Origin of the sequence: Halomonas sp. ANAO-440, from assembly GCF_019915905.1 — a bacterium.
Lineage (GTDB): Bacteria > Pseudomonadota > Gammaproteobacteria > Pseudomonadales > Halomonadaceae > Halomonas > Halomonas chromatireducens.
Window position 1 is genome coordinate 101,542 of record NZ_JAHXBV010000001.1, and the last position, 26,485, is coordinate 128,026.

Sequence of the window (26,485 nt, forward strand, 5' to 3'; positions counted from 1 at the left end):
TCGCTGCGTTGTAAGGACATACCGTGGCGGGACGCCGTCTTGCTTGAACTTGGAACGCAATGCTCCACACTGACCAGTACGCCTTCCGGTTTATGGGCAGGGCCAGGTACATAGTACAGGCATGCAAGGACGGGGCTACAGGCGCAGGACGACACGGGCAGGACAAGGAGAGCCATCATGCTGGTCAATGAGATCGAGACGAAATCACGGTGTGGCCTCCTGTTCGGGGCTGCCTGATGACTCGCCAACGGCCGTCGAGACTATTGCGTCGTCTGCTACGCGCCATCGCCAGGCCGATGAAGAGCGACCGAGGCCGTGGCGGTCCCGTGGTGCATCCCTACCGTGGCTATGGCTCCACCCGCGAGGCGTTCCTGATGGGGCGTGTCTTCCGACAGACCAGGCTGGGGCGTGTCATTCCTCGCTATGGCGCCATGCGTGATGTCGCCGATGTGGCGCGTCGCATCGTCAGGCGAGGGTTGCCCGATGTGGAGGTACACGTCACCCTCGGTGGCAACGACATCACCGTGATCACAGATCATGAGGGCTATTTCAACGCGAAGCTCTCCTTGCATGAGCCGCTGCCGCTGAACACCTCCTGGCATCGCGCCGACCTTCACGTCGTGACCCATGACGGGGCGGAGCCCATCCACAGCTTCACCGATGTCTATATCCCTCCGGATGACACCGACCTGTTGGTGATCAGCGATATCGACGATACGGTGATGTATACCGGCGTGGCCGACAAGCTGCGCATGCTATACCGGCTGTTCGTCAAGCCGGCCCACCAGCGTACCGCATTTCCCGGCGTGGCTGCCCTCTATCAGGCGCTCTATGTCGGCCAGAGTGAAGAGGCTCGCCGCCCGATCCTGTATGTCTCGCGGGGCCCCTGGAGCATCTACGAAATGCTCGAGGAGTTCTTCCAGATGAATGACATACCGGTGGGGCCGATCCTGTTCCTGCGTGAGTGGGGGATCACCTGGCGAAGGCCCTGGCCGCGCCGCGCCGAAGAGCACAAGTACGCCTTGATAACCCGAATGCTGGATCTCTTTGACGACTTGCCCTGCGTACTGATTGGTGACAGCGGTCAGCATGATCCCGAAGTCTATACCCGGATCGTCAAGGAGCATCCCGGGCGGGTAAAGGCCATCTACATCCGCCGTGTCGATAGCCATGCTGACCGCGAGCGCGCCATCGATGATCTGCGTCAGGAGATCGCCCATACCGACTGCGAACTGATGCTTGCTGCCGATAGCATGGCCATGGCGGAGCATGCTTGTGAACGGGGGTTTATCTCCGAGAGCGGCTTGCAGGCGGTTCGCCGGGATTCCCGCGAAGAGACGAGTTGATGCTGATATTGCCTGTGCTTCCCTCTGCACCGTGAAACCCGCTCTGGTAGGCTTGGTCTAATCCTGAACTGCCGTGATCTGCCCTGCCGGAGTGAGACCCCCGATGATCGTCCTGCTGATCGCCATGCTGCTGGCCATCTTCCTGCTTCCCAATGCCTGGGCCAAGTGGGTGTTGGCACGTCACTCCCGAGGCCGGGACGACTATCCCGGTACCGGCGCCGAGCTGGCCGAACACCTGCTGCGGCGGATGGGCGTCGAGGGAGTTCAGGTGGAGCTGACCGAGCAAGGCGATCATTACGACCCAGAAGCGCGGCGGGTACGGCTTTCACGTGATCATTACGAAGGACGTTCCCTCACTGCCGTGACGGTGGCGGCCCATGAGGTGGGGCATGCGATCCAGCACCATCAGGGCTATGCGCCGCTGATCGCCCGAGCTCGCCTGGTGGGCGTGGCACAGAAGGCCGAGAAGATCGGCGCCCTGCTGATGATGGCAGCACCCTTCCTGTTCATCCTTACCCGACTTCCCGGTGGCCTGGCCATCGTCATAGCCATGGCGGTGATCAGCTTCGGTACGGCGGCTCTGGTTCACCTGGTGACCCTGCCGGTGGAATTCGATGCCAGTTTCCAGCGCGCCTTGCCCCTGCTCAAGGACTACGTCCCGCCCTACGACATGCCCGGCGCCCGCCATGTGCTGACCGCCTGTGCCTTCACCTACGTGGCGGCATCGCTGGCGAGTATTCTGAACCTGGGGCGCTGGCTGGTGATACTGAGGCGCTAGGGAGATTGCTCAGGGTCATTGTAGATATAAGCGCCGCTCGAGGCTGTTTCGGAGAGGTTCTCGGGCCTCCACTCCGGCCTGTCCCCGGCGCCGCACACCTACCTTGGCCGGTTGGCCATGACCACCGCCCGGCGCGGTGCGGGGTAACCCTCGCGGGTCCTTGACGGGTCCTCGGGGTCGAGGAAGTCGGCCAGCGACTGGAAGGTCATCCACTCGGTGGCGCGCTGCTCGTCGAGGGTGGTGGCGGCTTCGTCGACGACCCGCACGTTAATGAGCCCGCAGCGTTCGAGCCAATGGCACAGCGCCTTGGAAGAGGGCAGGAAGTAGACGTTGGGCATGGCGGCGTAGCGCTCGCCGGGTAGCAGTACGGTGGTCTCGTCGCCCTGCACCACCAGCGTTTCCAGCACCAGTTCGCCGCCGGGGCGCAGGGTGTCCTTCAACTGCAGCAGGTGCTCCAGCGGTGAAGGGCGGTGATAGAGCACGCCCATGGAGAACACCGTGTCGAAGAAGCCGAGTCCTTCCGGTACGTCTTCGATGCCTACCGGCAGGAAGTGAGTGCGGCCTTGGTCGGCATCTCCGACGAAGTGCCGCAGCGCCTGGAACTGGTAGTAGAAGCGCGGCGATGGGTCGATCACCAGCACGAAGGCAGCCCCCGCGCCGGTCATGCGCCAGGCGTGGTAGCCGCTGCCGCCGCCGACGTCGAGCACCCGCCGGCCGGTCAGAGGGGCCAGGTGAGGCGCTACTCGTTGCCATTTCCAGTCGGAGCGCCATTCGGTGTCGATAGGAATGCCGACCAGTGAGTAGGGGCCCTTACGCCACGGCATCAGCTTTCTGAGCAGGTTCTCGCACTGGCGGCGCTGTGAATCGGGAAGGTTGCAGTCGACCGTGACGGTATCGGCATCCAACTGGACGACGCGCGCCTCGGGCAGGGCGGGCAGCTTGGAGACAGCCTTCTCCCAGGCCGGCAGGTCGCCGTAGCGCTTGCGGTCGAGTCCTTTGGCCAACTGTCCCGGCAGGCGGGCGAGCCAGGTCTCCAGGCCCTGGTCGACGAAGGCGTGATAGAGCGGCCGCTGTTCGACGGGAATCGCCACCTCAGGCCTCCTTGAATGCGATCAGGGAGGCGAAGTTGAGGTACTGGAACCAGGTCAGCGAACGCGAGAAGCCGGCCCGGGCGAGGCGGTCATGGTGGGCATCGAGGCTGTCCGGTACCAGCACGTTCTCCAGCGCGTTGCGCTTCTGGCTGATCTCCAGGTCGCTATAGCCGTTGGCGCGCTTGAAGTCGTGGTAGCGCTCCACGCGCCAGGCGTTGTCCTGCTCGTCCAGGTCGACCACCTTCTCGGAAAGCACCAGCACTCCGCCGGGCTCCAGTGCCTCATGGAGCCGGGCGATCACGGCGTCCCGGTCTTCGCGGGGAAGGAACTGCAGGGTGAAGTTGAGTACGATCATCCCCGAGGGCCGATAGTCTAGGGTGCGGATGTCCCCCTCGGCGACCTCGATGGCATGACCGGGACATTCGGCCGCCAGGGTCTCGCGGGCCCGCGCCACCATGGCCGGTGAGAGATCCACCGCGGTGAGCCGGAAGGCATCGGGCGGCAGTTGGCCGGCCAGGGCCAGGCTCGCCGCGCCCAGCGAGCAGCCGAGATCATAGACATGGGCGCCGTGGCGCAGGTGGCGCTGGGCGATAAGCCCCAGCATCCCCAGGATCTGGCCGTAGCCGGGCACCGAGCGGCGGATCATGTCGGGAAAGCAGGCGACGACCTGTTCATCGAAGGAGAAGCGTGCGACCCGGTCCAGGGGTGTGGAAAAGATCGCGTCACGGTAAGATGCATCACTCATGGGGCATGCCGGAAAGTGCAGGTTGGCCACTATGTTACGCGTGTCGTAGGCTGGCTGCATCAATGGACGACAATGAACACGGAGGATTCACATGAGCCATTCCCCCATCGATCGGACGGCCGCTTGGGAAGTGTTGGCGGGACATGCGGGAGAGATGCGCAAGCGCCATCTGCATGAGCTGTTCGAGGATTCTCAGCGGGGCCGGACCTTCACAAGGAAGGCGGCGGGCCTGACCTTGGATCTCTCCAAGCAGCGCTGGTCCGAAGCGACCTTGGAACGGCTGCTCGACCTGGCCCGTGAGGCTGGCGTCCCGGAAGCCATCGAGGCGTTGCTTGCCGGAGAACGCGTCAATGTCAGCGAGAATCGACCAGCCCTTCACACGGCGCTACGTTTGCCAAGCGATGCCTCACTGGTGGTGGAAGGGGAGGACCTGGTACCCGGCGTGCATGCCACCCTGGCTAAGCTCGAAGCCATGGTAGAGCGCTTTCACACTCGCCAGTGGCGAGGCGCTACCGGTCATCCGATCCACGATGTGGTCAACCTCGGGGTCGGTGGGTCGGATCTTGGACCCTTGATGGTGACCCACGCTCTGGCTGACTATCGACCCGCCGATGCCGCCCATATCGATGTGCATTTCGCCTCGACCATGGATGGCTCCCAGCTGGTCGACTACCTGAGCCGCTTCAACCCCGAGACCACCCTTTTCGTGATCTCCTCAAAATCCTTTACCACCATCGATACGCTTTCCAACGCTCGTACCGCCCGTGACTGGCTGCTGTCGCGGCTGGTGCGCGACGGTAATGGCGGCGTGGACGAAGCGATGGTGATGCGCCAGCATTTCATCGGCGTCTCGGCAAAGCCCGAGAAGATGAGCGAATGGGGTATAGCCGAGGCCAATCAGCTCGAGTTCTGGGAGTGGGTGGGGGGGCGCTATTCGTTATGGGGCGCCATCGGCCTGCCCATCGCCCTGGTGGTCGGCATGGCTCACTTCCGTGACTTCCTCGCCGGTGCCCATGCCATGGACCGTCATTTCGCCGGAGCGCCTCTCGCCGACAACCTGCCGGTGCTGCTGGCCCTGGCGGGCATCTGGAACGTCAACTTCCTTGATATCCGTGCCCACTCGATCCTGCCCTACGACGGCCGGCTGGAGTATTTCGCCGCCTATCTCGAGCAACTGGAGATGGAGTCCAACGGCAAGTCGGCGACCCATGATGGCCGCGAGGTGGCTTATTCGACCTGCCCGGTGCTCTGGGGGCAGCTTGGCCCCAACGCGCAGCACGCCTTCTACCAGCTGCTGCACCAGGGCACCCAGCCGGTGGTCTGCGACTTCATCGCCCCGCTGCGGCGCTATGACGACGTCGCCGAACCGGAGACCCGAGAGCATCTCAAGTCGCAGCACCGCCTGACGCTCGCCAACTGCTTCGCCCAGTCGAGGCTCCTGATGCTGGGTGATGACGCCATCGACGAGCCGGGAGAACGACCCGGCCACAAGCGCTACCGGGGCAATCAGCCCTCCACCACGCTGCTGCTCGACCGCCTGTCCCCCGCCACCCTGGGAGCCCTGATCGCGCTGTATGAGCACAAGGTGTACGTGCAGGCGACGATCTGGGGGATCAATCCCTTCGATCAGTGGGGCGTCGAGCTTGGCAAGCAGATCGCTGGCGAGACCGAGGAGATCCTGGCCAATCACGCCGGTGGCGAACATATGGACGCTTCCACCCGGGCCCTGGTCGCGGCCGTCTGGCAGGCGGAAGCGGATGATGCGAGTCGTGACGAACGCTGAGGCGGAAGATGAAACATTCGATGAGACGAAAGTGAAACTGGCAATGCATACAGGTATTTGGGTATGCTGAGTGCGCCGAAGCGCAGGTCTAGTGCCAGCGGTGTACTCTACCTCCATGGTTTCAACAGCGGCGTTGGCTCACCCAAGGCGGCGCTGGTGCGCTTGGCCTGCAAGGCATTGGGGCTGCGCTGCGAGACGCCCCAGCTGCCGCACCGGCCGGCGGCCGCCTATCGACTCGCCGAGGCACGACTCGGCGAGCTGGGGCCCAATCCGCTGGTGGCAGGCAGCTCCATGGGTGGGTTCCTGGCCACCTGCCTGGCCGAGCGCCATGACCTGCCCGCCGTAGTGATCAACCCGGCGGTGCGGCCGGTGCGCCTGGTGACGGGCTGGGTCGATGAGGTCTTCGTCAACGCGCATACCGGCGAGCGCTTTGCCATCGAGTCGAGCCACCTCGAGGAACTGGCGAGCCTGACACCGCTGTCGGTCTCGCCCGAGCGCTATCTGCTGCTGCTGGGGACGGCCGACGAGAGCCTCGACCCGGCGGACGCCTTCGATCTCTACCGCGGTGCCCGGACCATACTGCACCCCGGTGGCGATCATGCCTTCGGCATGCTGGCAGAGTATCTTCCAGCGATTCTCGCCCACGGTGGCCACCGCCTGGAGCCCGGGCGCATTTCCGATCAGGATCTGGATATGGACGACGCATGACACAGTACAGCGCCAGCTCAATCGAAGTACTCTCCGGCCTCGACCCGGTGCGCAAGCGCCCCGGCATGTATACCGACACTACCCGCCCCAACCACCTGATCCAGGAAGTGATCGACAACAGCGTCGACGAGGCGCTGGAGGGGCATGCCCGGGAAGTGACCGTTCGGCTGCTGGAGGATGGCGGCATCGAGGTCAGCGACGACGGCCGAGGTATGCCCATCGACATGCATCCCGAACACGGCGTTACGGGGATCGAACTGATCCTGACCCGGCTCCATGCCGGCGGCAAGTTCTCCCAGTCCAGCTACCGTTTCTCCGGTGGCCTGCACGGGGTCGGGGTCTCGGTGGTCAATGCCCTGTCGCGCCGCCTTGAAGTCGAGGTACTCCGCGACGGCAGCCGGCACGCCATGGCCTTCGAGCATGGCGAGAAGGTGTCGGAGCTGGCGGTGACAGGCAGCGTGGCCAAGCGGGTCACGGGTACCATCGTGCGCTTCTGGCCCGACCTCAGCTATTTCGACAGCCCCCGACTGGCCATGGGCCGGCTCCAGCACCTGCTGCGGGCCAAGGCAGTGCTCTGCCCGGGGCTGAAGGTCACCCTGGTCGAGGCCGACGGTGCCGAGAGCGTCTGGCAGTACGAGGATGGCCTGCGCGACTACCTGGCCCAGGCCACCGATGGCTACGAGGTGCTGCCGGCCTCGCCGCTGATCGGCCATTTCGCCGACGACGAGCAGGCGGTGGACTGGGCGATCCAGTGGCTGCCCGAGGGCGGCGAGCCACTGATGGAAAGCTACGTCAACCTGATCCCCACGCCCCAGGGCGGCACCCACGTCAATGGCCTGCGTTCGGGGCTGCTCGATGCCCTGCGCGAGTTCTGCGAATACCGCAGCCTGCTGCCGCGGGGCGTCAAGCTCACCGCCGACGATCTCTGGGAGCGCGTCTCCTACGTGCTGTCGGTGAAGATGCTCGATCCCCAGTTCGCCGGCCAGACCAAGGAGCGCCTGTCGTCGCGCACCGTGGCGGCCTTCGTTGCCGGGGTGGTCAAGGATGCCTTCTCGCTGTGGCTCAACCACCACGTCGACCAGGCCGAGGCGCTGGCCGAGCTGGTGATCAACGCCGCCCAGCGGCGCCAGAAGAGCGCCAAGAAGGTGGCGCGCAAGAAGGTCACCTCGGGCCCGGCTCTGCCGGGCAAGCTGGCCGACTGCTCCGGACAGGACCCGGCCCAGGGCGAGCTGTTCCTGGTGGAGGGGGACTCCGCCGGGGGCAGTGCCAAGCAGGCACGCAACCGCGAGACCCAGGCGATCCTGCCGCTGCGCGGCAAGATCCTCAATACCTGGGAGGTCGAGTCCCACGATATCTACGGCTCCCAGGAGGTCCACGACATCGCAGTGGCGGTGGGGATGGACCCGGGCAGCGACGATCTCTCCAAGCTGCGCTACCACAAGATCTGCATTCTCGCCGATGCGGACTCCGACGGTCTGCATATCGCCACCCTGCTGTGTGCGCTCTTCGTGCGTCACTTCCCCACGCTGGTGGACGCCGGCCATGTCTACGTGGCCATGCCGCCGCTCTACCGCATCGACCTGGGCAAGGAGGTTCACTATGCCCTGGACGAGAGCGAGAAGGCGGCGATCCTGCGGCGCCTGGAGGGCAAGCGCGGCACGGTGAACGTGCAGCGCTTCAAGGGGCTGGGCGAGATGAGCCCGCTGCAGCTGCGCGAGACCACCATGGCGGTGGAGACCCGGCGCCTGGTGCAGCTCACCCGCGAAGTCGGCGACGGCACCATGGAGATGATGGACATGCTGCTGGCGAAGAAACGTGCCGGTGACCGCAAGAGCTGGCTCGAAGACTATGGCAACCTAGCGGACATAGAGGTCTAGCACCAAGGGCGAGTGGCGCCGGGGACAGGCCGCAGCGGAGGTCATTTGCCATGGATGGCAAATGTAGCGCCCAGGGATGGGTCCACAGCGCCTCCGCGAAGGCCTGTCCCCGGAAAAGCCACGGGTGTAGCAGACAACGATTCCTGAACCCTGACCACGGGCTTATCGTATGACCATGGATATCCAGGTGGCGGAGGGCGACGTCGAACGCCTCTCGCTGCGCGAATACACCGAGAAGGCGTACCTCGACTACTCGATGTACGTGATCCTCGACCGGGCGCTGCCGCATATCGGCGACGGCATGAAGCCGGTGCAGCGGCGCATCATCTATGCCATGCGCGAGCTGGCGCTGGGTGCCAACGCCAAGTACAAGAAGTCGGCGCGTACCGTCGGCGATGTGCTGGGCAAGTTCCATCCCCACGGCGACAGCGCCTGCTACGAGGCGATGGTCTTGATGGCCCAGCCGTTCAGCTACCGCTACCCGCTGGTGGACGGCCAGGGCAACTGGGGTAGCCCCGACGATCCCAAGTCCTTCGCCGCCATGCGCTACACCGAGGCGCGGCTGTCCAAGTTCGCCGAGGTGCTGCTCGCCGAACTGGGCCAGGGCACCGTCGACTGGACCCCCAACTTCGACGGCACCATGAACGAGCCGGTGGTGCTACCGGCGCGGCTGCCCCATGTGCTGCTCAACGGCGGTACCGGCATCGCCGTGGGCATGGCCACCGATATACCGCCGCACAACGTCAGCGAAGTGGTCGAGGCCACCTGTCACCTGCTGCGTAACCCGGATGCCACCACGGCGGACCTGATCGAGTTCCTGCCGGCCCCTGATTTCCCCTCCAAGGCTGAGATCATCACGCCCCGTGCCGACCTGCGCAAACTCTACGAGTGCGGCCGTGGCTCGGTGAAGCTGCGGGCACGCTACGTCCTCGAGGAGGGAAAGGTGGTTGTCACCGCGCTGCCCTACCAGGTCAGCGGCTCCAAGATCCTGGAGCAGATCGCCGCCCAGATGAACGCCAAGAAGCTGCCCATGGTGGCGGACCTGCGCGACGAATCGACCCACGAGGACCCGACACGGCTGGTGATCGAGCCGCGCTCCAACCGGGTCGATATCGAGGCACTGATGGCGCACCTGTTCGCCACCACCGATCTCGAGAAGAACATCCGCGTCAATCTCAATGTCATCGGCCTCGACGGCCGGCCGCGGGTGATGCCGCTGCCCGACATGCTCGGCGAGTGGCTGCGTTTTCGCCGCGCCACGGTCCGCCGGCGCCTGGAGCATCGCCTGGGCAAGGTGGAAGACCGGCTGCACATCCTCGAGGGCCTGCTGGCGGCCTATCTCAATCTCGACGAGGTGATTCGCATCATCCGCGAGGAGGATGAACCCAAGGCCGAGCTGATGCGTGCCTTCGCACTCACCGATCGCCAGGCCGAAGCGATACTCGAGCTGCGCCTGCGCCACCTGGCCAAGCTCGAGGAGATGAAGATCCGTGGCGAGCAGGATGCCCTGGAGGAGGAGCGCAAGCGCCTGCAGGAACTGCTCGGCAACGAAGCCGCACTGACCGACCTGATCGAGGAGGAGATCCGCGAGGCGGGGCGTGAGCACGGGGATGCGCGGCGTGCGCCGATCGTCGAGCGTGAGGAATCCCGGGCGCTGTCCGAGGTCGAGCTGATGGGTGCCGACCCCATCACCGTGGTGCTCTCCGAGAAGGGCTGGATTCGTGCCGCCAAGGGACATGACATCGACCCCGAAGGGCTCTCCTACAAGTCCGGCGACAGCTTTGCGCTGGTGGCCCGGGGCAAGACGAATCAGCCGCTGGTATTGCTCGACGACACGGGACGAGCCTATACCCTGGCGGCCCACAACCTGCCCAGCGCCAGGAGCCAGGGCGAGCCGGTGACCGGACGGGCGAATGTCGTCGCGGGAGCCCACATGGCCGGGGTCATGCTGGCCCCGCCGACCACCCGCTATCTGCTCGCGTCCGATGGCGGCTACGGTTTCGTGGCGCGCCTCGAAGATCTGACCGGCAAGAACAAGTCGGGCAAGTCGGTGCTCTCGGTACCCAAGGGCTGCAGCGTAATGCCACCGGTACAGGTGCCGGAGGGGGAGGGCTGCTACGTGGCGGCGGTATCCAACGAAGGGCGCCTGCTGCTCTTCCCGCTCGACCAACTGCCCGAGATGGCCAAGGGCAAGGGCAACAAGATGATCGATATCCCCGGCGCCCGCGCCGCTCGCCGCGAGGAGCTGGTTCGCGATATCACCTTGCTGCCGGCAGGAGCCGCGCTGGTGATCCATTCCGGCAAGCGCAAATTGACGCTCAAGGCCGCCGAACTGGATTACTATCGTGGTGAGCGTGGCCGGCGCGGCAGCAAGCTGCCCCGTGGCCTGCAGAAGGTCGATAGGCTGGAAAGCTCGGCAGACTAAAGCCATAACCTGACGGCCAGGGGCAGGTCGAAGAAGAGGTCATTTGCCATGGATGGCAAATGTAGCGCCCAGGGATGGGTTCACAGCGCTTCCTCGAAGGCCTGGCGCCGAAAGCCGTCCTATCAGCGTATCCTGAGGCATGCATGACACGACGACTGCTGATTCGCGCCACCGGCGCGGCACGACCCGGCCAGCTGGCCGGCCTGGGCCAGGCCATGGCGCGCAGTGGCGCACGGCTGCTCGATATCAACCAGAGCGTGACCTTCGGCATGGTCTCGCTGGAGGCGCTGGTCGGGCTCGACCAAGATAGCGACCTGGAGAGCGCACTGAGCGCCGCCGGTGACACCCTGGGCCTCGAGGTCCAGGCGATCCAGGTCAGCGCCGAGGATTACCAGCGCTGGAGTGTCCAGGCCAGCGAACCGCGGCTGATCCTGACCCTGCTGGCGCCCCACCTGCCGGCGGGAATCCTGGCCGAGGTGGGAGCGCTGACCGCCGAGCATGACCTGACCGTGGAGCTGATTCACCGTCTCTCCGGCCGTGAGCCGTTGGACGGTGGCGTCCCCCGGGATCACCACACCCAGGGCGCCTGCGTCGAGTGCTGGCTGCGCGGCGAAGAAGTGGATCTTGACGCGCTGCGCGAGAAGGCGCTGGCACTGGGTGCCATGCATGGCGTCGACATCGCCATCCAGGAGGACTCCATCTGGCGCCGCCATCGCCGCCTGGTCTGCTTCGACATGGATTCGACCCTGATCAAGGCCGAGGTGATCGACGAGCTGGCGCGCCGCCATGGCGTCTACGACGAAGTGGCCGAGATCACCGAGCGCGCCATGCGCGGGGAGCTGGACTTTCAGCAGAGCTTCCGCGAGCGCATGGCCAAGCTCAAGGGCCTCGACGAGACCGTGCTCGCCGAGATCGCCGATACCCTGCCGATGATGGATGGCGTCGAGCGGCTGATGTACCACCTCAAGCGGCTGGGCTATCGCACGGTGATCCTGTCCGGCGGCTTCACCTACTTCGCCAGGCACCTGCAGGAGAAGCTCGGCTTCGACGAGGTGCATGCCAATGAACTGCTGATCGAGAACGGCAAGGTGACCGGCGAGGTGCTCGAACCGATCCTCGATGCCAATCGCAAGGCCGCCCTCCTGCGGGAGATCGCCGAACGCGAAGGCCTGACCCTGGAGCAGACCATCGCCGTGGGCGATGGCGCCAACGACCTGAAGATGCTGGCCACCGCGGGGCTGGGCATCGCCTTTCGCGCCAAGCCGCTGGTGCGCAGCCAGGCACGACAGTCGATCTCGACCCTGGGCATCGATGCCGTGCTCTACCTCATGGGCTATCGACAGGTGGACCTGGAAGACGAGAGGCGCTGAAGCGCTGGTTCCAGGAGGCTTTCTGGCTTACCTTCGAAGAACCCCATCAGACCGGAGGTCGCCATGCCCCAACCGCGTTTCACTACCGAGCAACTCGAAGAGCTCAATATTCTCTGTCTCTACAACCTGGATACGACCCAGGAGGGGATCAAGGTTCACTCCAGCGCCGCCCCCGAGGCCATTGCCGCGGCAGCGCGCCTCTATGCCAAGGGCCTGGTGACACAGGCCGATGGCGGCTACATGACCCCGCTGGGCCGGGAAGCGGCCCAGCACGCCCAGGACCTGCTGGGCCTGCTCGATCCGGCCGATCTGACTACCTGACGGTACACCGCCGAATAGCCGGCGGCTCGCACCCGGCCTGGAACAGCCCCGGCCGGGTGCGGTATGCATTCAGGTATCGGACAGGATCAGGTATTGAGTACGACCCCGCCGTTGAGGTGCAATGTCTGGCCGCTCATGTAGGAGGACTCCTCGCAGGCCAGGTAGACATAGGCGGGGCCCATCTCGGAGGGTTGGCCGGCACGGTCCATCGGTACCTGGCCGCCGAACTTGGCCACCTTTTCCTCGGGGAAACTCGCCGGAATCAGCGGTGTCCAAACCGGGCCGGGCGCCACGGCGTTGACCCGGATTCCCCGGTCCACCAGTGCCATGGCCAGGGAGCGGACCAGCCCCTGGATGGCCCCCTTGGTGGCGGTGTAGTCGATCAGGGTGTCGTTGCCCTTGAAGGCGTTGATCGAAGAGGTACAGATGATCACGTCTCCTTCGTGCATATGGGGAAGCGCCGCCTGGGTCAGGTAGAAGTGGCTGAAGACGTTGGTCTGGAAGGTGCGCTGCAGCTGCTCCGGCGGGATATCAGTGATGTCATCCCAGTCATACTGCTCGGCTGAGTTGTGTGCCAGGATATTGACCTTGCCGAATTCCGCCATGGTCTCATTGACGATGTCATGGCAAAAATCCGGCTCGCCCACGTCGCCTTTCAGCACCAGGCAATGGCGTCCTTCGGCTTCGACCAGGGCCTTGGTTTCCCGTGCATCGGTCTCTTCATCCAGGTGTACGATCACGCTATCGGCCCCCTCGCGGGCATAATGCACGGCAACGGCGCGACCAATGCCGCTGTCGCCGCCGGTAATGATCGCCACCTTGTCCTTGAGCTTGTCGGCGCCGCGGTAGCTCTGACGAATGAATTCGGGCCTGGGCGCCATGGCATGTTCATCGCCCGGCTGGGATGACTGCTCCTGGGGAGGCTGTTTCTGTTCGCTCATGTGCGGGACTCCTTTTCCGTTCGCACGAACCAGTACTAGGAACGTAGGCGAGTCCGGCCGGCTCTCACAAGGCAATGGCGTAAATAATCGTTTCGTTATAGTAATTTGCGGTCAGTTGCTGTGCGTGGCGACTGGCGATATGACTGGCGGCCAGAATGACCGCCCGTATACGCCGACCGCTGCATGGTAAGATCACGCCGCAGCCATCTATTCAAGACCCAGTCTGGCATGAGATTGACACACCCATGAGCGCTTCCTTCGACACCTGGCGCCTGCGCTTCGAGCGTCTGCGCGCCAACAAGTTTTTTGAACTCGCGGTGATCTCCATCATCGTGCTCTCGGCCCTGCTGATCGGCGCGCGGACCTATGAGGAAGTCACCCGTTTCCAGCAGGCGCTGCTGGTGCTGGATGTGGCTGTCACGGTGTTCTTCCTGGTGGAGATACTGATCCGGATGGCGGCGGAGAAGCGCCTGCGCGATTTCTTCAGGAACGGCTGGAACGTCTTCGATTTCCTGATCGTCACCGCCAGCCTGATCCCCATGGACGATTCGGAAATGGTGCTGCTGGCCCGCCTGCTGCGCATCTTCCGTGTGCTGCGCCTGGTATCGATGATCCCCGAACTGCGCATGCTGATGGCGGCACTGTTCAAGTCGATCCCACGCATGGGTTATGTGGCGCTGTTGATGTTCATCATCTTCTACATCTACGGTGCCATCGGCAGCTTCCTGTTCCATGATGTGGACGAGCGGCTCTGGGGCAATATCTCGCTGGCGATGCTGACCCTCTTCCAGGTGGCCACATTCGAGAGCTGGGCAACGGCGGTGCTTTACCCGACTATGGAGCACTACCCCTACGCCTGGATCTTCTTTCTTACCTTCATCTTTCTCAACGCCTTCATCTTTCTCAACATGATGATCGGCATCGTCCTGGATGTGATGCAGAAGGAGAGCGTGGCGATCGAGCTGGAGAGTGGAACGGGTGAGGCCGCCGAGTTGCATGGTCTGCGCAACGATGTACGGCAGCTTCGCGATCAGCTGTCGCGAATGGAGGCGATGCTGGAGCGCAGGGACGGATAAACGCCTAATCTAGAAGGATCTGGACTGAATACAACAGGCCAGGCCTTGATAGCGTGGGCCGGCCCCGAAGGGAATCAGGAGGAAGGCGTGAGCGCTTCGAAACCATCGCCGACAAGACCGTTTCTGCCCCCCTATCTGCTCGAGCGTATCGCCACCGGCGGCAGTGGACGATTACGCGAATGTGCACGCCACACGCTGCTCGTCGATAGCCGGTTTCGCGCCCGCGCCGGGGCGGTGACGCTGCCTCCGGGCAGCCAGCGTCGGGGCGAGCCGGCTCGCTATGTTCATTCGGCCGAGCAGCAGCAGGTGCTGCCGGGCAAGCTGGTGCGCCGTGAAGGACAGGGCGACAGCGGTGATCCGGCCATCGATGAGGCCTACCACGGGCTGGGGGCCACCTATCGTCTGTTCTGGGAGGTCTATGGTCGCCACTCTCTTGATGACCAGGGCATGGCGTTGCTGGCTACCGTGCACTATGGCAAGGAGTACGAAAACGCTTTCTGGGACGGGAAGCAGATGGTTTTCGGCGACGGTGACGGGGAGCTCTTCAACCGCTTCACCATCGCCGTCGATATCATCGCCCATGAGCTGACCCACGGTGTCATCCAGCACGAGGCGGCGCTGGAGTATGCCTATCAGGCCGGGGCACTCAACGAGTCGCTGTCGGACGTCTTCGGTAGCCTGGTCAAGCAGCGTCAACGGCAGCAGCGTGTCGAGCAGGCCGATTGGCTTGTCGGCGAGGGCCTGTTCACGGAGCGGGTTGCCGGCCGGGCTCTGCGCTCCATGGCCGAGCCTGGAACGGCCTACGACGACCCCCTGCTTGGTAGCGACCCTCAGCCCGGTCATATGGACGACCTGGTCGAAACCCGTGAGGACAACGGCGGGGTGCATATCAACTCCGGCATTCCCAATCGCGCCTTCCATCTGGCGGCCATGGCCCTGGGTGGCCATGCCTGGGAGCGTGCGGGATGGGTCTGGTACGACACCCTGGTCGACCCACGATTGGCACGCAATAGCGACTTCGCCACCTTTGCCGGGCTGACGCGGGATAACGCCGCCAGGCGATTCGGCGCGTCGAGCGAGGTCGTCGAGGCGGTACGTGAAGCATGGCGCACGGTCGGCGTGCTGCCGTGAAACAGAATCCCGTGGGGGAGCCGCCCGCTCTGGGGCCTGGTCACGTGTTGCGTCTGAGTCGCCAGGGTGGCGTTGCCCACTTCCCCGGGCTGGCTCGTCCCCGCTGCGTCCATTGCGCTCTCTGCAGCGAAGCGCAGCTCAGCGAACTGCAGTCCCTGTTGCTGGTGTTGTCCGGGATACCCGACAGGGAGGCCGGCAACGATCGTCGTCGGTTCTGCGTGGCGCTGGTGGATGAAGGTGGTGAGGTCCTCTGGTCCCAGGTAGTCGCCGAGGAGTCGGCGCCGCAGGCGCTTCTGGTGTGGTGGCGCGAGGCCGAAATCGCGCCATCGAAGAAGAAGACGAATGGTCAGGCTTGACAAGCCGCCGCCAGACTGATTTTCTAGAGGCATGAAACTCTCATTTCGTCACCTCAGCCTTGACCTACGACTACTAACCGGCCTTTAAACGCGCCGGGCGATGCCGTGCATCGCGAAGTCTTGTTCAGGTCAGTTGAGGTACCGAAATGTCATTCCTCCCCGTCTCTATCCGTAGCCGCCGTGGTTCCGATGCGATCGTTTCCGACGTGATCGTTCGCGCACTCCGACGTGCTAGTGATTCCAGCGCCCCGGCATGCCTCGTGCAGCCGGGGCGCTTCCGTTACTGCACGTCCCCGTGCAGCCGGACTGCCCGTACTCCTGACACAACCATGACGCCGAACCGTATACTGACCACCAGAACGCCTACTCAGCGAGAATGCCGCCATGATGCTCGATAACCCCGCCGCCAAGTACCGCCCCTTCGCCGCCGTCGATCTGCCCGACCGCCAGTGGCCTGGCAAACGTATTGAAACACCGCCGCTGTGGTGCAGTGTCGACCTGCGCGATGGTAACCAGGCGCTGATCGATCCCATGGATCATGAACGCAAGCAGCGCTTCTTCGACCTGCTGGTGAAGATCGGCTTCAAGGAGATCGAGGTCGGCTTTCCCTCGGCATCCCAGACCGATTTCGATTTCGTTCGCGCCCTGATCGAGCAGGACAAGGTGCCCGACGACGTGACCATTCAGGTATTGACCCAGGCGCGGCCGCACCTGATCGATCGTACCTTCGAGTCCCTGAAGGGCGCCAAGAACGCCATCGTCCACGTCTATAACGCGACCGATCCGGTATTTCGTCGCGTGGTGTTCGGTGTCAGCAAGGAGGAGTGCATCGGCATCGCCGTGGACGCCACCACGCAGATCCGTCAGCGCATGAGCGAAGCACCCGAAACCAACTGGAGCTTCCAGTACTCGCCGGAGCTGTTCACCACCACCGAGATGGATTTCGCCAAGGAGGTGGTCGAGGCGGTGATGGTGGCCTACGGCGCAACCCCCGAGAAGCCGATGATCGTCAACCTGCCGGCCACCGTGGAGGCCGCCACGCCCAACAACTATGCCGATCAGGTGGAGTGGTTCTGCCGCAACGTGAAGAGCCGTGACAGCCTGATCGTCAGCGTGCATCCTCACAACGACCGCGGCACCGGCGTGGCGGCGGCCGAGCTGACCGTGATGGCCGGTGCCGATCGCGTCGAGGGTACCCTGTTCGGCAACGGTGAGCGTACCGGCAACGTCGACATCGTCACCCTCGCCATGAACCTCTACACCCAGGGCGTTCATCCCGGCCTCGATTTCTCCAACATCACGCCGATCATGCGCGAGGTGGAGTACTGCAATCAGCTGCCGGTACACCCGCGCCACCCCTATGTGGGCGATCTGGTATTCACCGCCTTCTCCGGCTCCCACCAGGACGCGATCAAGAAAGGCATGGCAGAGCGTCGTGCCGACCCCGAGGCTGTCTGGGAAGTGCCCTACCTGCCAATCGATCCCCTCGACGTGGGCCGCAGCTACGAGGCGGTGATCCGCGTCAACAGCCAGTCGGGTAAGGGCGGCATCTCCTATCTGCTGGAGCAGGAGCACGGCATCGAATTGCCGCGTCGGCTCTCCATCGAATTCAGCCACGTGGTGCAGGAGGTCGCGGACCGCACGGCCAAGGAGATCACCTCCCAGATGATCTACCAGGCTTTTGCCGACGAGTACCTCGAGAAGCGTGACCCCATGGTGCTGATCAATCACCGGCTCTCCTCCGAGCCGGACAGCCCCAAGGTGAGGCTCGAGGCAACCATCGAGGAGCGTGGCGAGCGCCGCAGCATCCAGGGCGAAGGCAATGGCCCGCTGGCCGCCTATATCAAGGCCCTGGCCGCTGCCGGCCACGATGTGGAGATCATCGACTACCACGAGCACTCCCGCGGCCAGGGTTCGGACGCCGAGGCGATCGCCTACGTGGAGGTGCGTATCGAGGGGGATGCGGTGTTCGGTGTCGGTATCGACGAGAGCATCACGACCGCGTCCATGAAGGCGGTGGTCAGCGCCATCAACCGGTACGCATCGACCCAGCCGCCGGCCGCCAACGTGACCGCAGCGACGCTGGAAGAAGTGAAGTAGGAGCAACCGGTCGCTCTAGGTGATCGATGCGTCGCGGCTTTTCGGCGACGGGTCTAGGCGGAGGCGCTGTGAACCCATCCCTGGGCGCTACATCCTTCATCCCTGAAGGATGACCTCCGCTTCGACCCGTCCCCGGCGCCGCTAGTGCCAAAGATTGCCCATTGGCTCATGCCCGCCGTCGCTGGTTTTGGAGCCTAAAGCGGCGTCTTGCTCGTCTCGCCGGGAATCTCCCGCACCAGCTTCGGCATCAGGAAACCCGGCAGTATCTCCCTCAGGCCCGCGACCAGCTCGCGGGCCTCTTCGTCTGGCACATCGAAGTGGGCGGCGCCCGCCACCGGGTCGAGCACATGCAGGTAGTACGGCAGCACACCGGCCTCGAAGAGCCGCTCGGAGAGGGCGGCCAGGGCGTCGATCGAGTCGTTGACGCCGCGCAGCAGCACGCTCTGGTTGAGCAGGGTGACGCCTGCTCCTTTCAGCCGCTCGCAGGTTGCCACCACCGCGTCGTCGATCTCCTGGGCGTGGTTGATATGCAGCACCACCACCTTCTGCAGGCGCGTCGCCGCGAGCCAGCCAAGCAGGGCATCGTCGACCCGGTCGGGTATCACCACCGGCAACCGGGTGTGAATACGTAGCCGTTTCAGGTGGGGGATGGCATCGAGCCGCTCCACCAGCCAGGCGAGCTGGCGGTCGCTGGCGGCCAGGGGGTCGCCGCCGGAGAGGATCGCTTCGCTGATCGTGGTGTCGCCATGTAGATACTCGAGGGAGGCATCCCACTGGCTGCGGGAGGGCGCGTTCTGCTCGTAGGGAAAGTGGCGCCGGAAACAGTACCGGCAGTTCACCGCACAGGTGGGGCTGGCGATCAGCAGGACACGGCCGGCGTACTTGTGGATCAGTCCCCGTGCCGGGGTGTGGCCGGCTTCCGCCAGGGGGTCGGTGATGTAACCGGGTACCGCCTCGCCTTCGGCGGCAAGCGGCAGCACCTGGCGCAGCAATGGGTCGTTCGGGTCGCCGTGGCGCATGCGTGCCAGGAACGCCTCCGGGACGCGCACCTCGAATAGCTCGTGGCCGCGCTCTGCTCCCGGCAGCCAGCTGTCGTCGAGGCCCAGGCGGCGGCACAGTTCCCGCGGGTCGCGAATGACGCCCGAGAGCTGGGCTTGCCAGGCTGAGGGCAGAATCAAGGGCGTCACATCGGGTTGCGATGACGCCTGTCTCTGCAAAAGGGCGGGGCTTCGGGTTATCATGCGGCACACCAGTCACATAGGCGAGGGCTTGGTTCCTCGTCGATTTCATATCCGCGCGTCCAGACCGTGCTGCGACGCGCTCGATCATTCGAGAGGCAATATGGCGAACTATTCTACCAACGAATTCAAGGGCGGGCTGAAGGTGATGCTGGACGGCGACCCCTGCTCGATCGTCGAGAACGAATTGGTCAAGCCGGGCAAGGGGCAGGCCTTCAGCCGGGTCAAGCTGCGCAACCTGATCACCGGCCGCGTCTGGGAACGTACCTTCAAGTCAGGCGAATCCCTCGAGGGTGCCGACGTGATGGATCTGGAAATGGAGTATCTCTACTCCGACGGTGATATGTGGCACTTCATGAAGACCGATGGTTCCTTCGAGCAGTATGCGGTCGAGAAGAAGGCCCTGGGCGACACGGCCAAGTGGCTCAAGGAGCAGGTGGCCTATACCGTGACCCTGTGGAACGACAACGCCATCAGCGTGACGCCGCCCAACTTCATCGAGCTGGAAGTGGTCGAGACCGACCCGGGTCTCAAGGGCGACACCGCCCAGGGTGGCTCCAAGCCGGCCACGCTGTCGTCGGGTGCCGTGGTCCGGGTGCCGCTGTTCATCAACCAGGGTGAAGTGCTGAAAATTGATACGCGCAGCGGCGAGTACGTTTCACGAGCCTAAGAAAAGAGACTCCATGGCTAGCGGCGCCGGGGACAGGTCGAAGCGGAGGTCATTTGTCAGGGATGACAAATGTAGCGCCCAGGGATGGGTTCACAGCCCCTTCGCGAAGTGTCTGTCGCCGGATCAGCCGCACTCTGCTACGGCTTCCACGTAGGCCACGCTTTCCCGGCGTGGCTTTCGTCGTTATGGAGAAGGTGTGATGACAACCGACTGGCGACCCACGGCGAGTCTCGAGACGCTGCGCGAGCGGGCGCGGCTGCTGGGGGAGGTGCGAACGTTCTTCTCCGCGCGCGGCGTGCTGGAGGTGGAGACGCCGGTGCTGGGACACGGCGGCAGCACCGACGTGCACCTGGCGTCGCTGTCGCTTACGGCAACCACGCCGGCGGGGCAGGAAAGGCTGTGGCTGCAGACGTCTCCCGAGTTTCATATGAAGCGGTTGCTGGCCGCAGATTCAGGGCCGATCTTTCAGCTGGCGCGCAGCTTTCGTGACGGCGAGGTAGGCAGCCGCCACAACATCGAATTCACCATGCTGGAGTGGTACCGCCCAGGCTTCTCCCTCGACGAGATGATCGGGGAGACGACAGCGCTGATCCGCGCCGTGCTTGGCCCAGAACTGGGGAATGAGACGGGCCCACTGCGCCGGCGGCGCTACCGTGAGCTGTTCCGGGAGGCGCTGGGGTTCGACCCCTTCACCGTGGAGCTCGATGCGCTGCGTAGCATCGCCGGCGAGCGCGGCAGTCTCGACATGGAGGACGCGCCCCGTGACGACTGCCTCGACCTGCTGATGGGCCTGGTAGTCGAGCCAGGCCTGGGACAGGAGGGGCTCGACGTGGTCGTGGACTACCCGGCCACCCAGGCCGCCCTGGCCCGGCGCCATCGTGACCCCGAGGACGGTGCCTGGGTGGCGTCGCGCTTCGAGGTCTACCTGGCGGGGCTGGAGCTCGCCAACGGCTACGACGAGCTGACGGACGTCGAGGAGCAGCGCGCGCGCTTCGTCGAGGACAACGCCGCCCGGAAGCGCCTGGGACTGACGGAAGTCGATATCGACCGGCGGCTGCTGGCGGCGCTTGAGCACGGCATGCCGTCAGGCAGCGGCGTGGCGCTGGGCATGGATCGGCTGATCCAGCTCGCCCTGGGCAGGGCGAGCGTAGCGGAGGTCATGGCCTTCGCTACGCCGAGCTGCTGAAGAACTATCACAGAAGCTTGACCGCTCGGGCTGATCCGACGACAGGCCGACGAGGAGGCGCTGTGAACCCCTCCCTGGGCGCTACCGATGCCCTGCGGCGCTCTCGCGTCCTGCTCCGCTTGCAGGGCCGGTGCTGGCCATCCATGGCCAGCCCGTTCGGAGCAGTGCTCCTCACCCATGGCATCGGACCTCCTCTTTGGCCTGTCCTCGTAGCTCCTCGCTATGAGTTTTTAAACACTCCCAGCGACTGGCCCATGGCGACCTTGGACTTGGGCGCCAGCGCATCGTCGAAATCGACCTGGCCGGCGAAGGCCATCACCACTGTGGAGCCGAGCTTGAAGCGTCCCATCTCCGCGCCGCGCTCGAGGTGAATCGGCTCGTCGAAGCGGATGCGCTGCACCTGGCCCGAGAGCGGTGTGACCTGCCCGGCCCATACCGTCTCGATGGCGGCGACGATCATGGCGCCCACCAGCACCACCACCATGGGTCCATATTCGGTGTCGAAGTGGCACACCAGGCGCTCGTTGCGGGCGAACAGGTTAGGCACGTGCTCCGTCGTGGCCGCGTTGACCGAGAAGAGCCGCCCCGGCACATAGACCATCTCGGTCAGGGTGCCGGCCAGCGGCATGTGTACGCGATGATAGTCCTTGGGCGAGAGGTAGATATTGGCGTAGCTGCCGCCGGTGTAACGTCGCGCAGCGTCGGCGTCACCGCCGAGCAGGTCGATCATCGAGAAGCGGTGCCCCTTGGCCTGCAGCAGGCGGTCCGCCTCGATGGGGCCGAACTGGGACAGGTTGCCGTCGGCGGGGGAGAGCAGCCCTTCGCCCAGGGGGCGGGCTTCCGGCTTCAGTTCCCGGGTGAAGAAGTCGTTGAAGGTGGCGTAGGCCGTGGGGTCGGGCTCGGCGGCCTCACCCATGTCCACCTTGAAGGCCTTGATGAAGGCGCGGATCAGCGCATTCTTGAGCCAGGCGACACGGCATTCGGCAAGACAACCCACCAGTCGCGAGAGCAGGTGGTGGGGGATCGGGTACTGGATCAGGGCAAAGAACTTGGCGAGAGACAAGGTAATGGTTCCGTGTCGGGCTTGGTTGAAGCCTCCCGGGCAAGGCGATTCGCGACAATCGGTTCCGAAACCCTGGTACACGCGAGCCGAGTTACGCGCCGGGCAGGAACAAGGTCCCTCTTGCCGGCCCTAAATCGACATCCCTGTCGATTTGCGCTACTCGGCTCGCTTGCACCAGCGGCCCCGCTAGGGTCGCTTCACTGCCTGCCCGAGTGGCTTGCGAATAAGGATTGGTTGGTAGCTTACTTTTCTATCGGTGTATCGTCGCGGTTGCCCCACTCCTTCCAGGAGCCGGCGTAGCCGCGGATCTTCTCGAAGCCCAGTGCCTTGCCCACCAGCCAGGTGAAGCCGCTGCGGTGGTGGCTCTGGCAGTGGGTGACCACTTCCATGTCCGGGGTCAGGCCCAGTGCTTCCAGTTCGGTAATCAGCTCGGCGTAGTCGCGAATGCGCAGTGCGCGCTCCTTGTCCATGGCCTCGGTCCACTCCATGTTGACCGCGCCGGGAATGTGGCCAAGCTGGCGATTTTCGCCCTTCTCGCCACGGTACTCCGCCGGCGAACGGGCATCCCAGATGGCGAAGCCTTTCTCGCCGAGACGCTCCTGCAGTTCGCTTCGATCAATGGCCACCTCGGGATGCAGGATCTCGGCCTCGTACTCGCTGGGACAGGGCGTGCGTAGCTCGGTGGAGACGGGTTTGCCAGCCTGGCGCCAGGCGTGAATGCCGCCGTTGAGGTAGGAATAGCGGGTATGGCCGATCAACTCCAGCGTCCACAGCAGCCGGCCGGCCCAGCCGCCGCCTTCATCGTCATAGGCTACCACATGGGTGTCGCGGGTCAGGCCAAGCTCTGAAAAGAGGTGCGATAGTGAATCGGTGCTGGGCACCTCGCAGGGTACGTCGCCTTCGCCACGCATGAGCTTGCGGAAGTCGAGAAACACGGCGCCGGGTACGTGCCCCTGGTCGTGGCTCTCGGCCTTTAGCGGTACGTCGATGATCAGTAGCTGAGGATCGTCCAGGTGCTCGGCAAGCTGTTCGGGTTCGACGATCAGCGGCAGCAGATTCTCTTCAGAGCTCATAGCGCTCTCCTCCAGTTCAGCCTTTGTGTCAGCCGGTGTCGTATCATCAATTCACTTTAGCCATCCTAAACGCTCAGGTCTCGTTGAGGCTCTCGACGATGCGGCGATAACTGGCAAAGCGTTCCGGGTGTACTTCGCCGCGCTCCACGGCTTCGAGCAGGGCGCACCCCGGCTCCTGTCGGTGGCGACAGTCGCGAAAGCGACAGCGCCCCAGCAGGTCGCGAAACTCGATGAAGCCTTCGGCGACCTGCTGTTCGTCCAGATGGACCAGCCCGAATTCACGAATGCCGGGTGAGTCGATCAGCTCGGCCTTTTCGGCGGTGGGCAGGTCATAGAGGCGTGCCGTGGTGGTGGTGTGGGTGCCCTTGCGTGAATCCTTCGACAGCGCCCCGATGCGGAGTTCCTCTTCCGGCAGCAGACGGTCGATGAGCGACGACTTGCCCACGCCGCTCTGTCCGACGAAGACCGAGGTCCGTTCGGCGAGGCAGGCATGCAGCGCCTCCAGGCCGTCTTCCCTGGCCGTGGTAGAAGTCACCACGGAATAGCCCAAGGCCTCGTAGCGGCGGAGCAGTGCCGTCAGTTCGCCACCATCCTCAGGCAGGAGGTCGATCTTGTTGAGCACCAGTACCGGCGCGATGCCGGTTGCCTCGGCGGCCACCAGGTAGCGGTCGATCAGGTTGGGGTGGGGCGCGGGCTCCACGGCGAAGACGATAAGGATCTGGTCGATGTTGGCGGCCACGGGCTTGAGCTGGCCTCGGGCATCGGGCCGCTCCAGCACGTTCTGTCGCTCGGAGCGGGCTACCACGACGCCGTCCACGACATTGCCGCTGCTGTCCTGGGCGGCGCGCCAGACGACTCTGTCGCCGGTGACCAGGCCTTCAAGGTTGGCGCGCAGATGGCAGCGCACCGGGTCGCCGCCATCATCGCCGCGAACGTCCAGGGTGCGCCCGAAATGGGCGATGACGCGGCCGGGCTGCTCGGGGCCGTATTCGCCGGCGGCGAGCTTTCGGGAGTCCTGAGCGTCGCGCTGCTCGGAGCGGCGAGCGCGCTCGGCCTGGACCTTCTCGATACGCCAGCGTTGCTGGCGGCTCAACTTGCGTTTGCTCATGGGCACCCGAAGATAGTTACAATGATGGCATTGTAACCAGCGTGGCCCGGCCTGTCCTGCTGTGCCCGCTTTTCTGGAGCTGCCCATGAATGATTCCACTGAACCGCGCCAGGATCTGCTGGTGTGGATCGATCTCGAAATGACCGGGCTTGATCCGGAGCGCGAGCGCATCATCGAGGTGGCCACCCTGATCACCGATGGTGACTTGAACCTGATCGCCGAAGGTCCTGTGCTTGCCGTCCATCAGCCCGAGGCCTTGCTGGCGGCGATGGACGACTGGAATCAGAAGACCCACGGCGAGTCGGGGCTGGTGGCAAGGGTGAAGGAAAGCACGATCGATACCGCCGAGGCGCAGCGACAGACCCTGGATTTTCTCCGGGCCCATGTTGCCCCCGGGTCGTCGCCGATGTGCGGAAACAGCGTGCACCAGGACCGGCGCTTCCTGGAGCGGGAGATGCCGGAGCTGCTGGACTTCTTCCACTACCGCAACCTGGATGTTTCGACGCTCAAGGAGCTGGCCAAGCGCTGGAACCCCGGCGCCCTGGCCGGCTTTCACAAGCGCAATACCCACCAGGCGTTGGACGATATCCGCGAATCGGTGGCCGAGCTGGCGCACTATCGCAATACGTTTCTACGGCTGGCGGGAAGTGAAAGGGATGCGGAGGAGTGACCGGGCTTCGCCCGAAGCTGTAAGCCGTAAGCTTGAAGCCGGAAGAGCGACGCTGGGGTCTGGAAGATGTGGCGCCGGGCTAGGCAGGGGGCTCCGACGTGAGCGGCGCCGGGGATAGCCCGGAGAGGAGGTCCTTTTCCAGGGATGGAAAAGGTAGCGCCCAGGGATGGGTTTACAGCGCCTCCTCGAAGGGCTGTCGCCGGTAAAGCCGCGGCTCCAGCCGCCACGGTCAGTTACTGGCAATCAGCCTGCCACGCTTCTCCCGCTGCCGCCCGAGCGCCCAGCGCACGTGTTCACGGACCAGGTCGGAAGGGTAGGCGAGGCGGGCGCGCAGGGCAGCCTCCACCGTTTCGCTCCAGGGTGCGTTACCCAGGCCCACCGCCAGGTTGCGCAACCAGCGCTCGTAGCCGATGCGCCGGGTCGGACTGCCGGCGGTCTTCTCCAGGAACTCCTCCTCCCCCCAGGCGAACAGCGATACCAGGCTGGCCCGGTCCAGGTCGTGGCGTGGGGCGAAGTCCGCCTCCTGGGTCGCGTGGGTGAAGCGGGTGAAGGGGCAGACCAGTTGGCAGTCATCGCAGCCAAACACTCGGTTGCCCATGGCCTCGCGGTAGCGCTCGGGGATGGCGCCGAAAAGCTCGATGGTGAGATAGGAGATGCAGGCCCTGGCGTCTACCACACGGTCTTCGACGATGGCTCCGGTGGGGCAGGCGGTACGGCAGGCACTACAGCTGCCGCAGTGTTCGCTCTCGAAGGGGGGATCCACCGGCAGCGGCAGGTCGACGTAAAGCTCGCCGAGAAAGAACAGCGAGCCAGCCCTGGGGTTGAGCAGCATGGCATTCTTGCCCACCCAGCCGAGGCCCGCCTTGCGCGCCAGGGCTCGTTCCATCACCGGGGCCGAATCGACGAAGGCGCGGTAGCCATAGGGTCCCGCCTTCTCCTCGATCCATTTTGCCAGGGTGGTCAGGCGCTTGCGCATCAGCTTGTGATAGTCGCGGCCCACGGCATAGCGCGAAACGTAGGCGGTATCCGGCTGGCCCAGCACCTTGGCGCTCTCCACGTCAGCGGGCAGGTAGTCGAGCCGGACGCTGACGACACGAATGGTGCCTGGGATGAGCTCCTCCGGGCGAGTGCGCTTGGTGCCATGCTTGGCCATGAAGCCCATTTCGCCATGATGGCCGGCATCCAGCCAGCGCTGCAGGTAGCGCTCGTCGTCAGCCAGGTCGACATCCGTGATGCCTACCTGCTGAAAGCCCAGTTCCCGGCCCCAGGTCTTGATGGTGTCGGCCAGGGCGGCGAGGGCGCTGTCGTCCAGGGTTGCCGGAAGCGTCATGATCGAGAAAAAACCGGGTAAATGCGTGCTGAGGGGATTGGCGAAGGCGCCATTGCGCTTACACTCCCATGATAAAGCATCCTTTGCAGGGGAGACACC

23 protein-coding genes are annotated in these 26,485 nt (G+C 64.5%); 15 read left to right on the forward strand and 8 right to left on the reverse strand.

Features of this window, described 5'->3' with window-relative positions; all coding sequences use genetic code 11:
- Window positions 1-236: 236 nt before the first annotated feature.
- On the forward strand, window positions 237-1,346 hold the full coding sequence (locus KZO25_RS00445) for an App1 family protein (RefSeq protein ID WP_262488765.1): 1,110 nt from the start codon (window positions 237-239) through the stop codon (window positions 1,344-1,346).
- Between the two features lie 103 nt (window positions 1,347-1,449).
- A complete protein-coding gene (locus KZO25_RS00450; protein ID WP_066445306.1) occupies window positions 1,450-2,124 on the forward strand; it encodes a zinc metallopeptidase in 675 nt (224 codons plus the stop codon).
- A 98-nt stretch (window positions 2,125-2,222) separates the two neighbouring features.
- On the opposite strand, the gene cmoB is transcribed toward KZO25_RS00450, so the two are convergent.
- Together cmoB and cmoA are read right to left on the reverse strand one after the other, a co-directional pair.
- Window positions 2,223-3,215: a tRNA 5-methoxyuridine(34)/uridine 5-oxyacetic acid(34) synthase CmoB gene (gene cmoB, locus KZO25_RS00455; RefSeq protein ID WP_223135478.1), complete on the reverse strand. Its 993-nt coding sequence runs from the start codon at window positions 3,213-3,215 to the stop codon at window positions 2,223-2,225.
- Window position 3,216: 1 nt separating this feature from the next.
- Entirely contained in the window at window positions 3,217-3,960 is a 744-nt protein-coding gene (gene cmoA / locus KZO25_RS00460) for a carboxy-S-adenosyl-L-methionine synthase CmoA (protein WP_066445312.1), read from the reverse strand.
- Window positions 3,961-4,051: 91 nt separating this feature from the next.
- Here cmoA and pgi point away from each other — a divergent pair, with 91 nt between their 5' ends.
- The 6 genes from pgi to KZO25_RS00490 all read left to right on the forward strand — a co-directional run bounded on the left by pgi (window position 4,052) and on the right by KZO25_RS00490 (window position 12,444).
- Window positions 4,052-5,743 (forward strand): glucose-6-phosphate isomerase, encoded by a 1,692-nt coding sequence (gene pgi / locus KZO25_RS00465; protein ID WP_066445316.1) that lies wholly within the window; start codon window positions 4,052-4,054, stop codon window positions 5,741-5,743.
- A gap of 63 nt (window positions 5,744-5,806) precedes the next feature.
- Window positions 5,807-6,451: a YqiA/YcfP family alpha/beta fold hydrolase gene (locus tag KZO25_RS00470; RefSeq protein ID WP_223135479.1), complete on the forward strand. Its 645-nt coding sequence runs from the start codon at window positions 5,807-5,809 to the stop codon at window positions 6,449-6,451.
- Complete coding sequence (gene parE / locus KZO25_RS00475; RefSeq protein WP_114477320.1) at window positions 6,448-8,328, forward strand: DNA topoisomerase IV subunit B; 1,881 nt, start codon at window positions 6,448-6,450, stop codon at window positions 8,326-8,328. The genes KZO25_RS00470 and parE overlap by 4 nt, the downstream gene beginning before the upstream one ends.
- 169 nt (window positions 8,329-8,497) lie before the next feature.
- A complete protein-coding gene (parC, locus tag KZO25_RS00480; RefSeq protein ID WP_223135480.1) occupies window positions 8,498-10,753 on the forward strand; it encodes a DNA topoisomerase IV subunit A in 2,256 nt (751 codons plus the stop codon).
- Window positions 10,754-10,896: 143 nt separating this feature from the next.
- The gene (serB, locus tag KZO25_RS00485; protein ID WP_223135481.1) at window positions 10,897-12,123 is read left to right on the forward strand and encodes a phosphoserine phosphatase SerB; all 1,227 of its coding nucleotides are present in this window, start codon (window positions 10,897-10,899) and stop codon (window positions 12,121-12,123) included.
- A gap of 63 nt (window positions 12,124-12,186) precedes the next feature.
- Window positions 12,187-12,444 carry a TIGR02647 family protein gene (locus KZO25_RS00490; RefSeq protein WP_066445328.1) on the forward strand — a complete coding sequence of 86 codons (258 nt, stop codon included), beginning with the start codon at window positions 12,187-12,189 and terminating at the stop codon, window positions 12,442-12,444.
- Between the two features lie 86 nt (window positions 12,445-12,530).
- Here the strand turns inward: KZO25_RS00490 and KZO25_RS00495 are convergent, their stop codons facing one another.
- Entirely contained in the window at window positions 12,531-13,385 is an 855-nt protein-coding gene (locus KZO25_RS00495; RefSeq protein ID WP_223135482.1) for an SDR family oxidoreductase, read from the reverse strand.
- A 245-nt stretch (window positions 13,386-13,630) separates the two neighbouring features.
- On the opposite strand from KZO25_RS00495, the gene KZO25_RS00500 reads away from it, so the two are divergent.
- The 4 genes from KZO25_RS00500 to leuA all read left to right on the forward strand — a co-directional run bounded on the left by KZO25_RS00500 (window position 13,631) and on the right by leuA (window position 18,048).
- A complete protein-coding gene (locus tag KZO25_RS00500; RefSeq protein WP_223135483.1) occupies window positions 13,631-14,461 on the forward strand; it encodes an ion transporter in 831 nt (276 codons plus the stop codon).
- A gap of 87 nt (window positions 14,462-14,548) precedes the next feature.
- Window positions 14,549-15,592, forward strand: coding sequence for a M4 family metallopeptidase (locus KZO25_RS00505; protein WP_223135484.1), 1,044 nt, complete (start codon window positions 14,549-14,551; stop codon window positions 15,590-15,592).
- Window positions 15,589-15,948, forward strand: coding sequence for a protealysin inhibitor emfourin (locus KZO25_RS00510; protein ID WP_223135485.1), 360 nt, complete (start codon window positions 15,589-15,591; stop codon window positions 15,946-15,948). Before KZO25_RS00505 ends, KZO25_RS00510 begins: the two co-directional genes overlap by 4 nt.
- Window positions 15,949-16,332: 384 nt before the next feature.
- Window positions 16,333-18,048 carry a 2-isopropylmalate synthase gene (leuA, locus tag KZO25_RS00515; RefSeq protein WP_223135486.1) on the forward strand — a complete coding sequence of 572 codons (1,716 nt, stop codon included), beginning with the start codon at window positions 16,333-16,335 and terminating at the stop codon, window positions 18,046-18,048.
- A gap of 194 nt (window positions 18,049-18,242) precedes the next feature.
- Here the strand turns inward: leuA and epmB are convergent, their stop codons facing one another.
- Window positions 18,243-19,289 (reverse strand): EF-P beta-lysylation protein EpmB, encoded by a 1,047-nt coding sequence (gene epmB / locus KZO25_RS00520; RefSeq protein WP_223135487.1) that lies wholly within the window; start codon window positions 19,287-19,289, stop codon window positions 18,243-18,245.
- A gap of 100 nt (window positions 19,290-19,389) precedes the next feature.
- Between epmB and efp the strand changes: the two genes are divergently transcribed.
- Together efp and epmA are read left to right on the forward strand one after the other, a co-directional pair.
- The gene (gene efp, locus KZO25_RS00525; protein WP_066445412.1) at window positions 19,390-19,956 is read left to right on the forward strand and encodes an elongation factor P; all 567 of its coding nucleotides are present in this window, start codon (window positions 19,390-19,392) and stop codon (window positions 19,954-19,956) included.
- A gap of 199 nt (window positions 19,957-20,155) precedes the next feature.
- Window positions 20,156-21,142: an EF-P lysine aminoacylase EpmA gene (gene epmA, locus KZO25_RS00530; RefSeq protein WP_223135488.1), complete on the forward strand. Its 987-nt coding sequence runs from the start codon at window positions 20,156-20,158 to the stop codon at window positions 21,140-21,142.
- Window positions 21,143-21,362: 220 nt separating this feature from the next.
- Here the strand turns inward: epmA and asd are convergent, their stop codons facing one another.
- The 3 genes from asd to rsgA all read right to left on the reverse strand — a co-directional run bounded on the left by asd (window position 21,363) and on the right by rsgA (window position 24,386).
- Window positions 21,363-22,211 (reverse strand): archaetidylserine decarboxylase, encoded by an 849-nt coding sequence (gene asd, locus KZO25_RS00535; RefSeq protein ID WP_223135550.1) that lies wholly within the window; start codon window positions 22,209-22,211, stop codon window positions 21,363-21,365.
- Window positions 22,212-22,447: 236 nt separating this feature from the next.
- Complete coding sequence (locus tag KZO25_RS00540) at window positions 22,448-23,278, reverse strand: sulfurtransferase (protein ID WP_223135489.1); 831 nt, start codon at window positions 23,276-23,278, stop codon at window positions 22,448-22,450.
- A 73-nt stretch (window positions 23,279-23,351) separates the two neighbouring features.
- Window positions 23,352-24,386: a small ribosomal subunit biogenesis GTPase RsgA gene (rsgA, locus tag KZO25_RS00545; RefSeq protein ID WP_223135490.1), complete on the reverse strand. Its 1,035-nt coding sequence runs from the start codon at window positions 24,384-24,386 to the stop codon at window positions 23,352-23,354.
- 85 nt (window positions 24,387-24,471) lie between these two features.
- On the opposite strand from rsgA, the gene orn reads away from it, so the two are divergent.
- Window positions 24,472-25,056 (forward strand): oligoribonuclease, encoded by a 585-nt coding sequence (gene orn / locus KZO25_RS00550; protein WP_223135491.1) that lies wholly within the window; start codon window positions 24,472-24,474, stop codon window positions 25,054-25,056.
- 229 nt (window positions 25,057-25,285) lie between these two features.
- Here orn and queG read toward each other — a convergent pair whose 3' ends face one another.
- Entirely contained in the window at window positions 25,286-26,386 is a 1,101-nt protein-coding gene (queG, locus tag KZO25_RS00555; protein WP_223135492.1) for a tRNA epoxyqueuosine(34) reductase QueG, read from the reverse strand.
- Window positions 26,387-26,485: the final 99 nt, after the last annotated feature.

Bases quoted from the DNA above. Each gene is read 5' to 3' on its own strand.
- KZO25_RS00445 (WP_262488765.1), top strand. From the start codon at position 237: ATGACTCGCCAACGGCCGTCGAGACTATTGCGTCGTCTGCTACGCGCC.
- KZO25_RS00450 (WP_066445306.1), top strand. From the start codon at position 1,450: ATGATCGTCCTGCTGATCGCCATGCTGCTGGCCATCTTCCTGCTTCCC.
- cmoA (WP_066445312.1), bottom strand. From the start codon at position 3,960: ATGAGTGATGCATCTTACCGTGACGCGATCTTTTCCACACCCCTGGAC.
- pgi (WP_066445316.1), top strand. From the start codon at position 4,052: ATGAGCCATTCCCCCATCGATCGGACGGCCGCTTGGGAAGTGTTGGCG.
- KZO25_RS00470 (WP_223135479.1), top strand. From the start codon at position 5,807: ATGCTGAGTGCGCCGAAGCGCAGGTCTAGTGCCAGCGGTGTACTCTAC.
- parE (WP_114477320.1), top strand. From the start codon at position 6,448: ATGACACAGTACAGCGCCAGCTCAATCGAAGTACTCTCCGGCCTCGAC.
- parC (WP_223135480.1), top strand. From the start codon at position 8,498: ATGACCATGGATATCCAGGTGGCGGAGGGCGACGTCGAACGCCTCTCG.
- serB (WP_223135481.1), top strand. From the start codon at position 10,897: ATGACACGACGACTGCTGATTCGCGCCACCGGCGCGGCACGACCCGGC.
- KZO25_RS00490 (WP_066445328.1), top strand. From the start codon at position 12,187: ATGCCCCAACCGCGTTTCACTACCGAGCAACTCGAAGAGCTCAATATT.
- KZO25_RS00495 (WP_223135482.1), bottom strand. From the start codon at position 13,385: ATGAGCGAACAGAAACAGCCTCCCCAGGAGCAGTCATCCCAGCCGGGC.
- KZO25_RS00500 (WP_223135483.1), top strand. From the start codon at position 13,631: ATGAGCGCTTCCTTCGACACCTGGCGCCTGCGCTTCGAGCGTCTGCGC.
- leuA (WP_223135486.1), top strand. From the start codon at position 16,333: ATGATGCTCGATAACCCCGCCGCCAAGTACCGCCCCTTCGCCGCCGTC.
- epmB (WP_223135487.1), bottom strand. From the start codon at position 19,289: ATGATAACCCGAAGCCCCGCCCTTTTGCAGAGACAGGCGTCATCGCAA.
- efp (WP_066445412.1), top strand. From the start codon at position 19,390: ATGGCGAACTATTCTACCAACGAATTCAAGGGCGGGCTGAAGGTGATG.
- epmA (WP_223135488.1), top strand. From the start codon at position 20,156: ATGACAACCGACTGGCGACCCACGGCGAGTCTCGAGACGCTGCGCGAG.
- KZO25_RS00540 (WP_223135489.1), bottom strand. From the start codon at position 23,278: ATGAGCTCTGAAGAGAATCTGCTGCCGCTGATCGTCGAACCCGAACAG.
- rsgA (WP_223135490.1), bottom strand. From the start codon at position 24,386: ATGAGCAAACGCAAGTTGAGCCGCCAGCAACGCTGGCGTATCGAGAAG.
- orn (WP_223135491.1), top strand. From the start codon at position 24,472: ATGAATGATTCCACTGAACCGCGCCAGGATCTGCTGGTGTGGATCGAT.
- queG (WP_223135492.1), bottom strand. From the start codon at position 26,386: ATGACGCTTCCGGCAACCCTGGACGACAGCGCCCTCGCCGCCCTGGCC.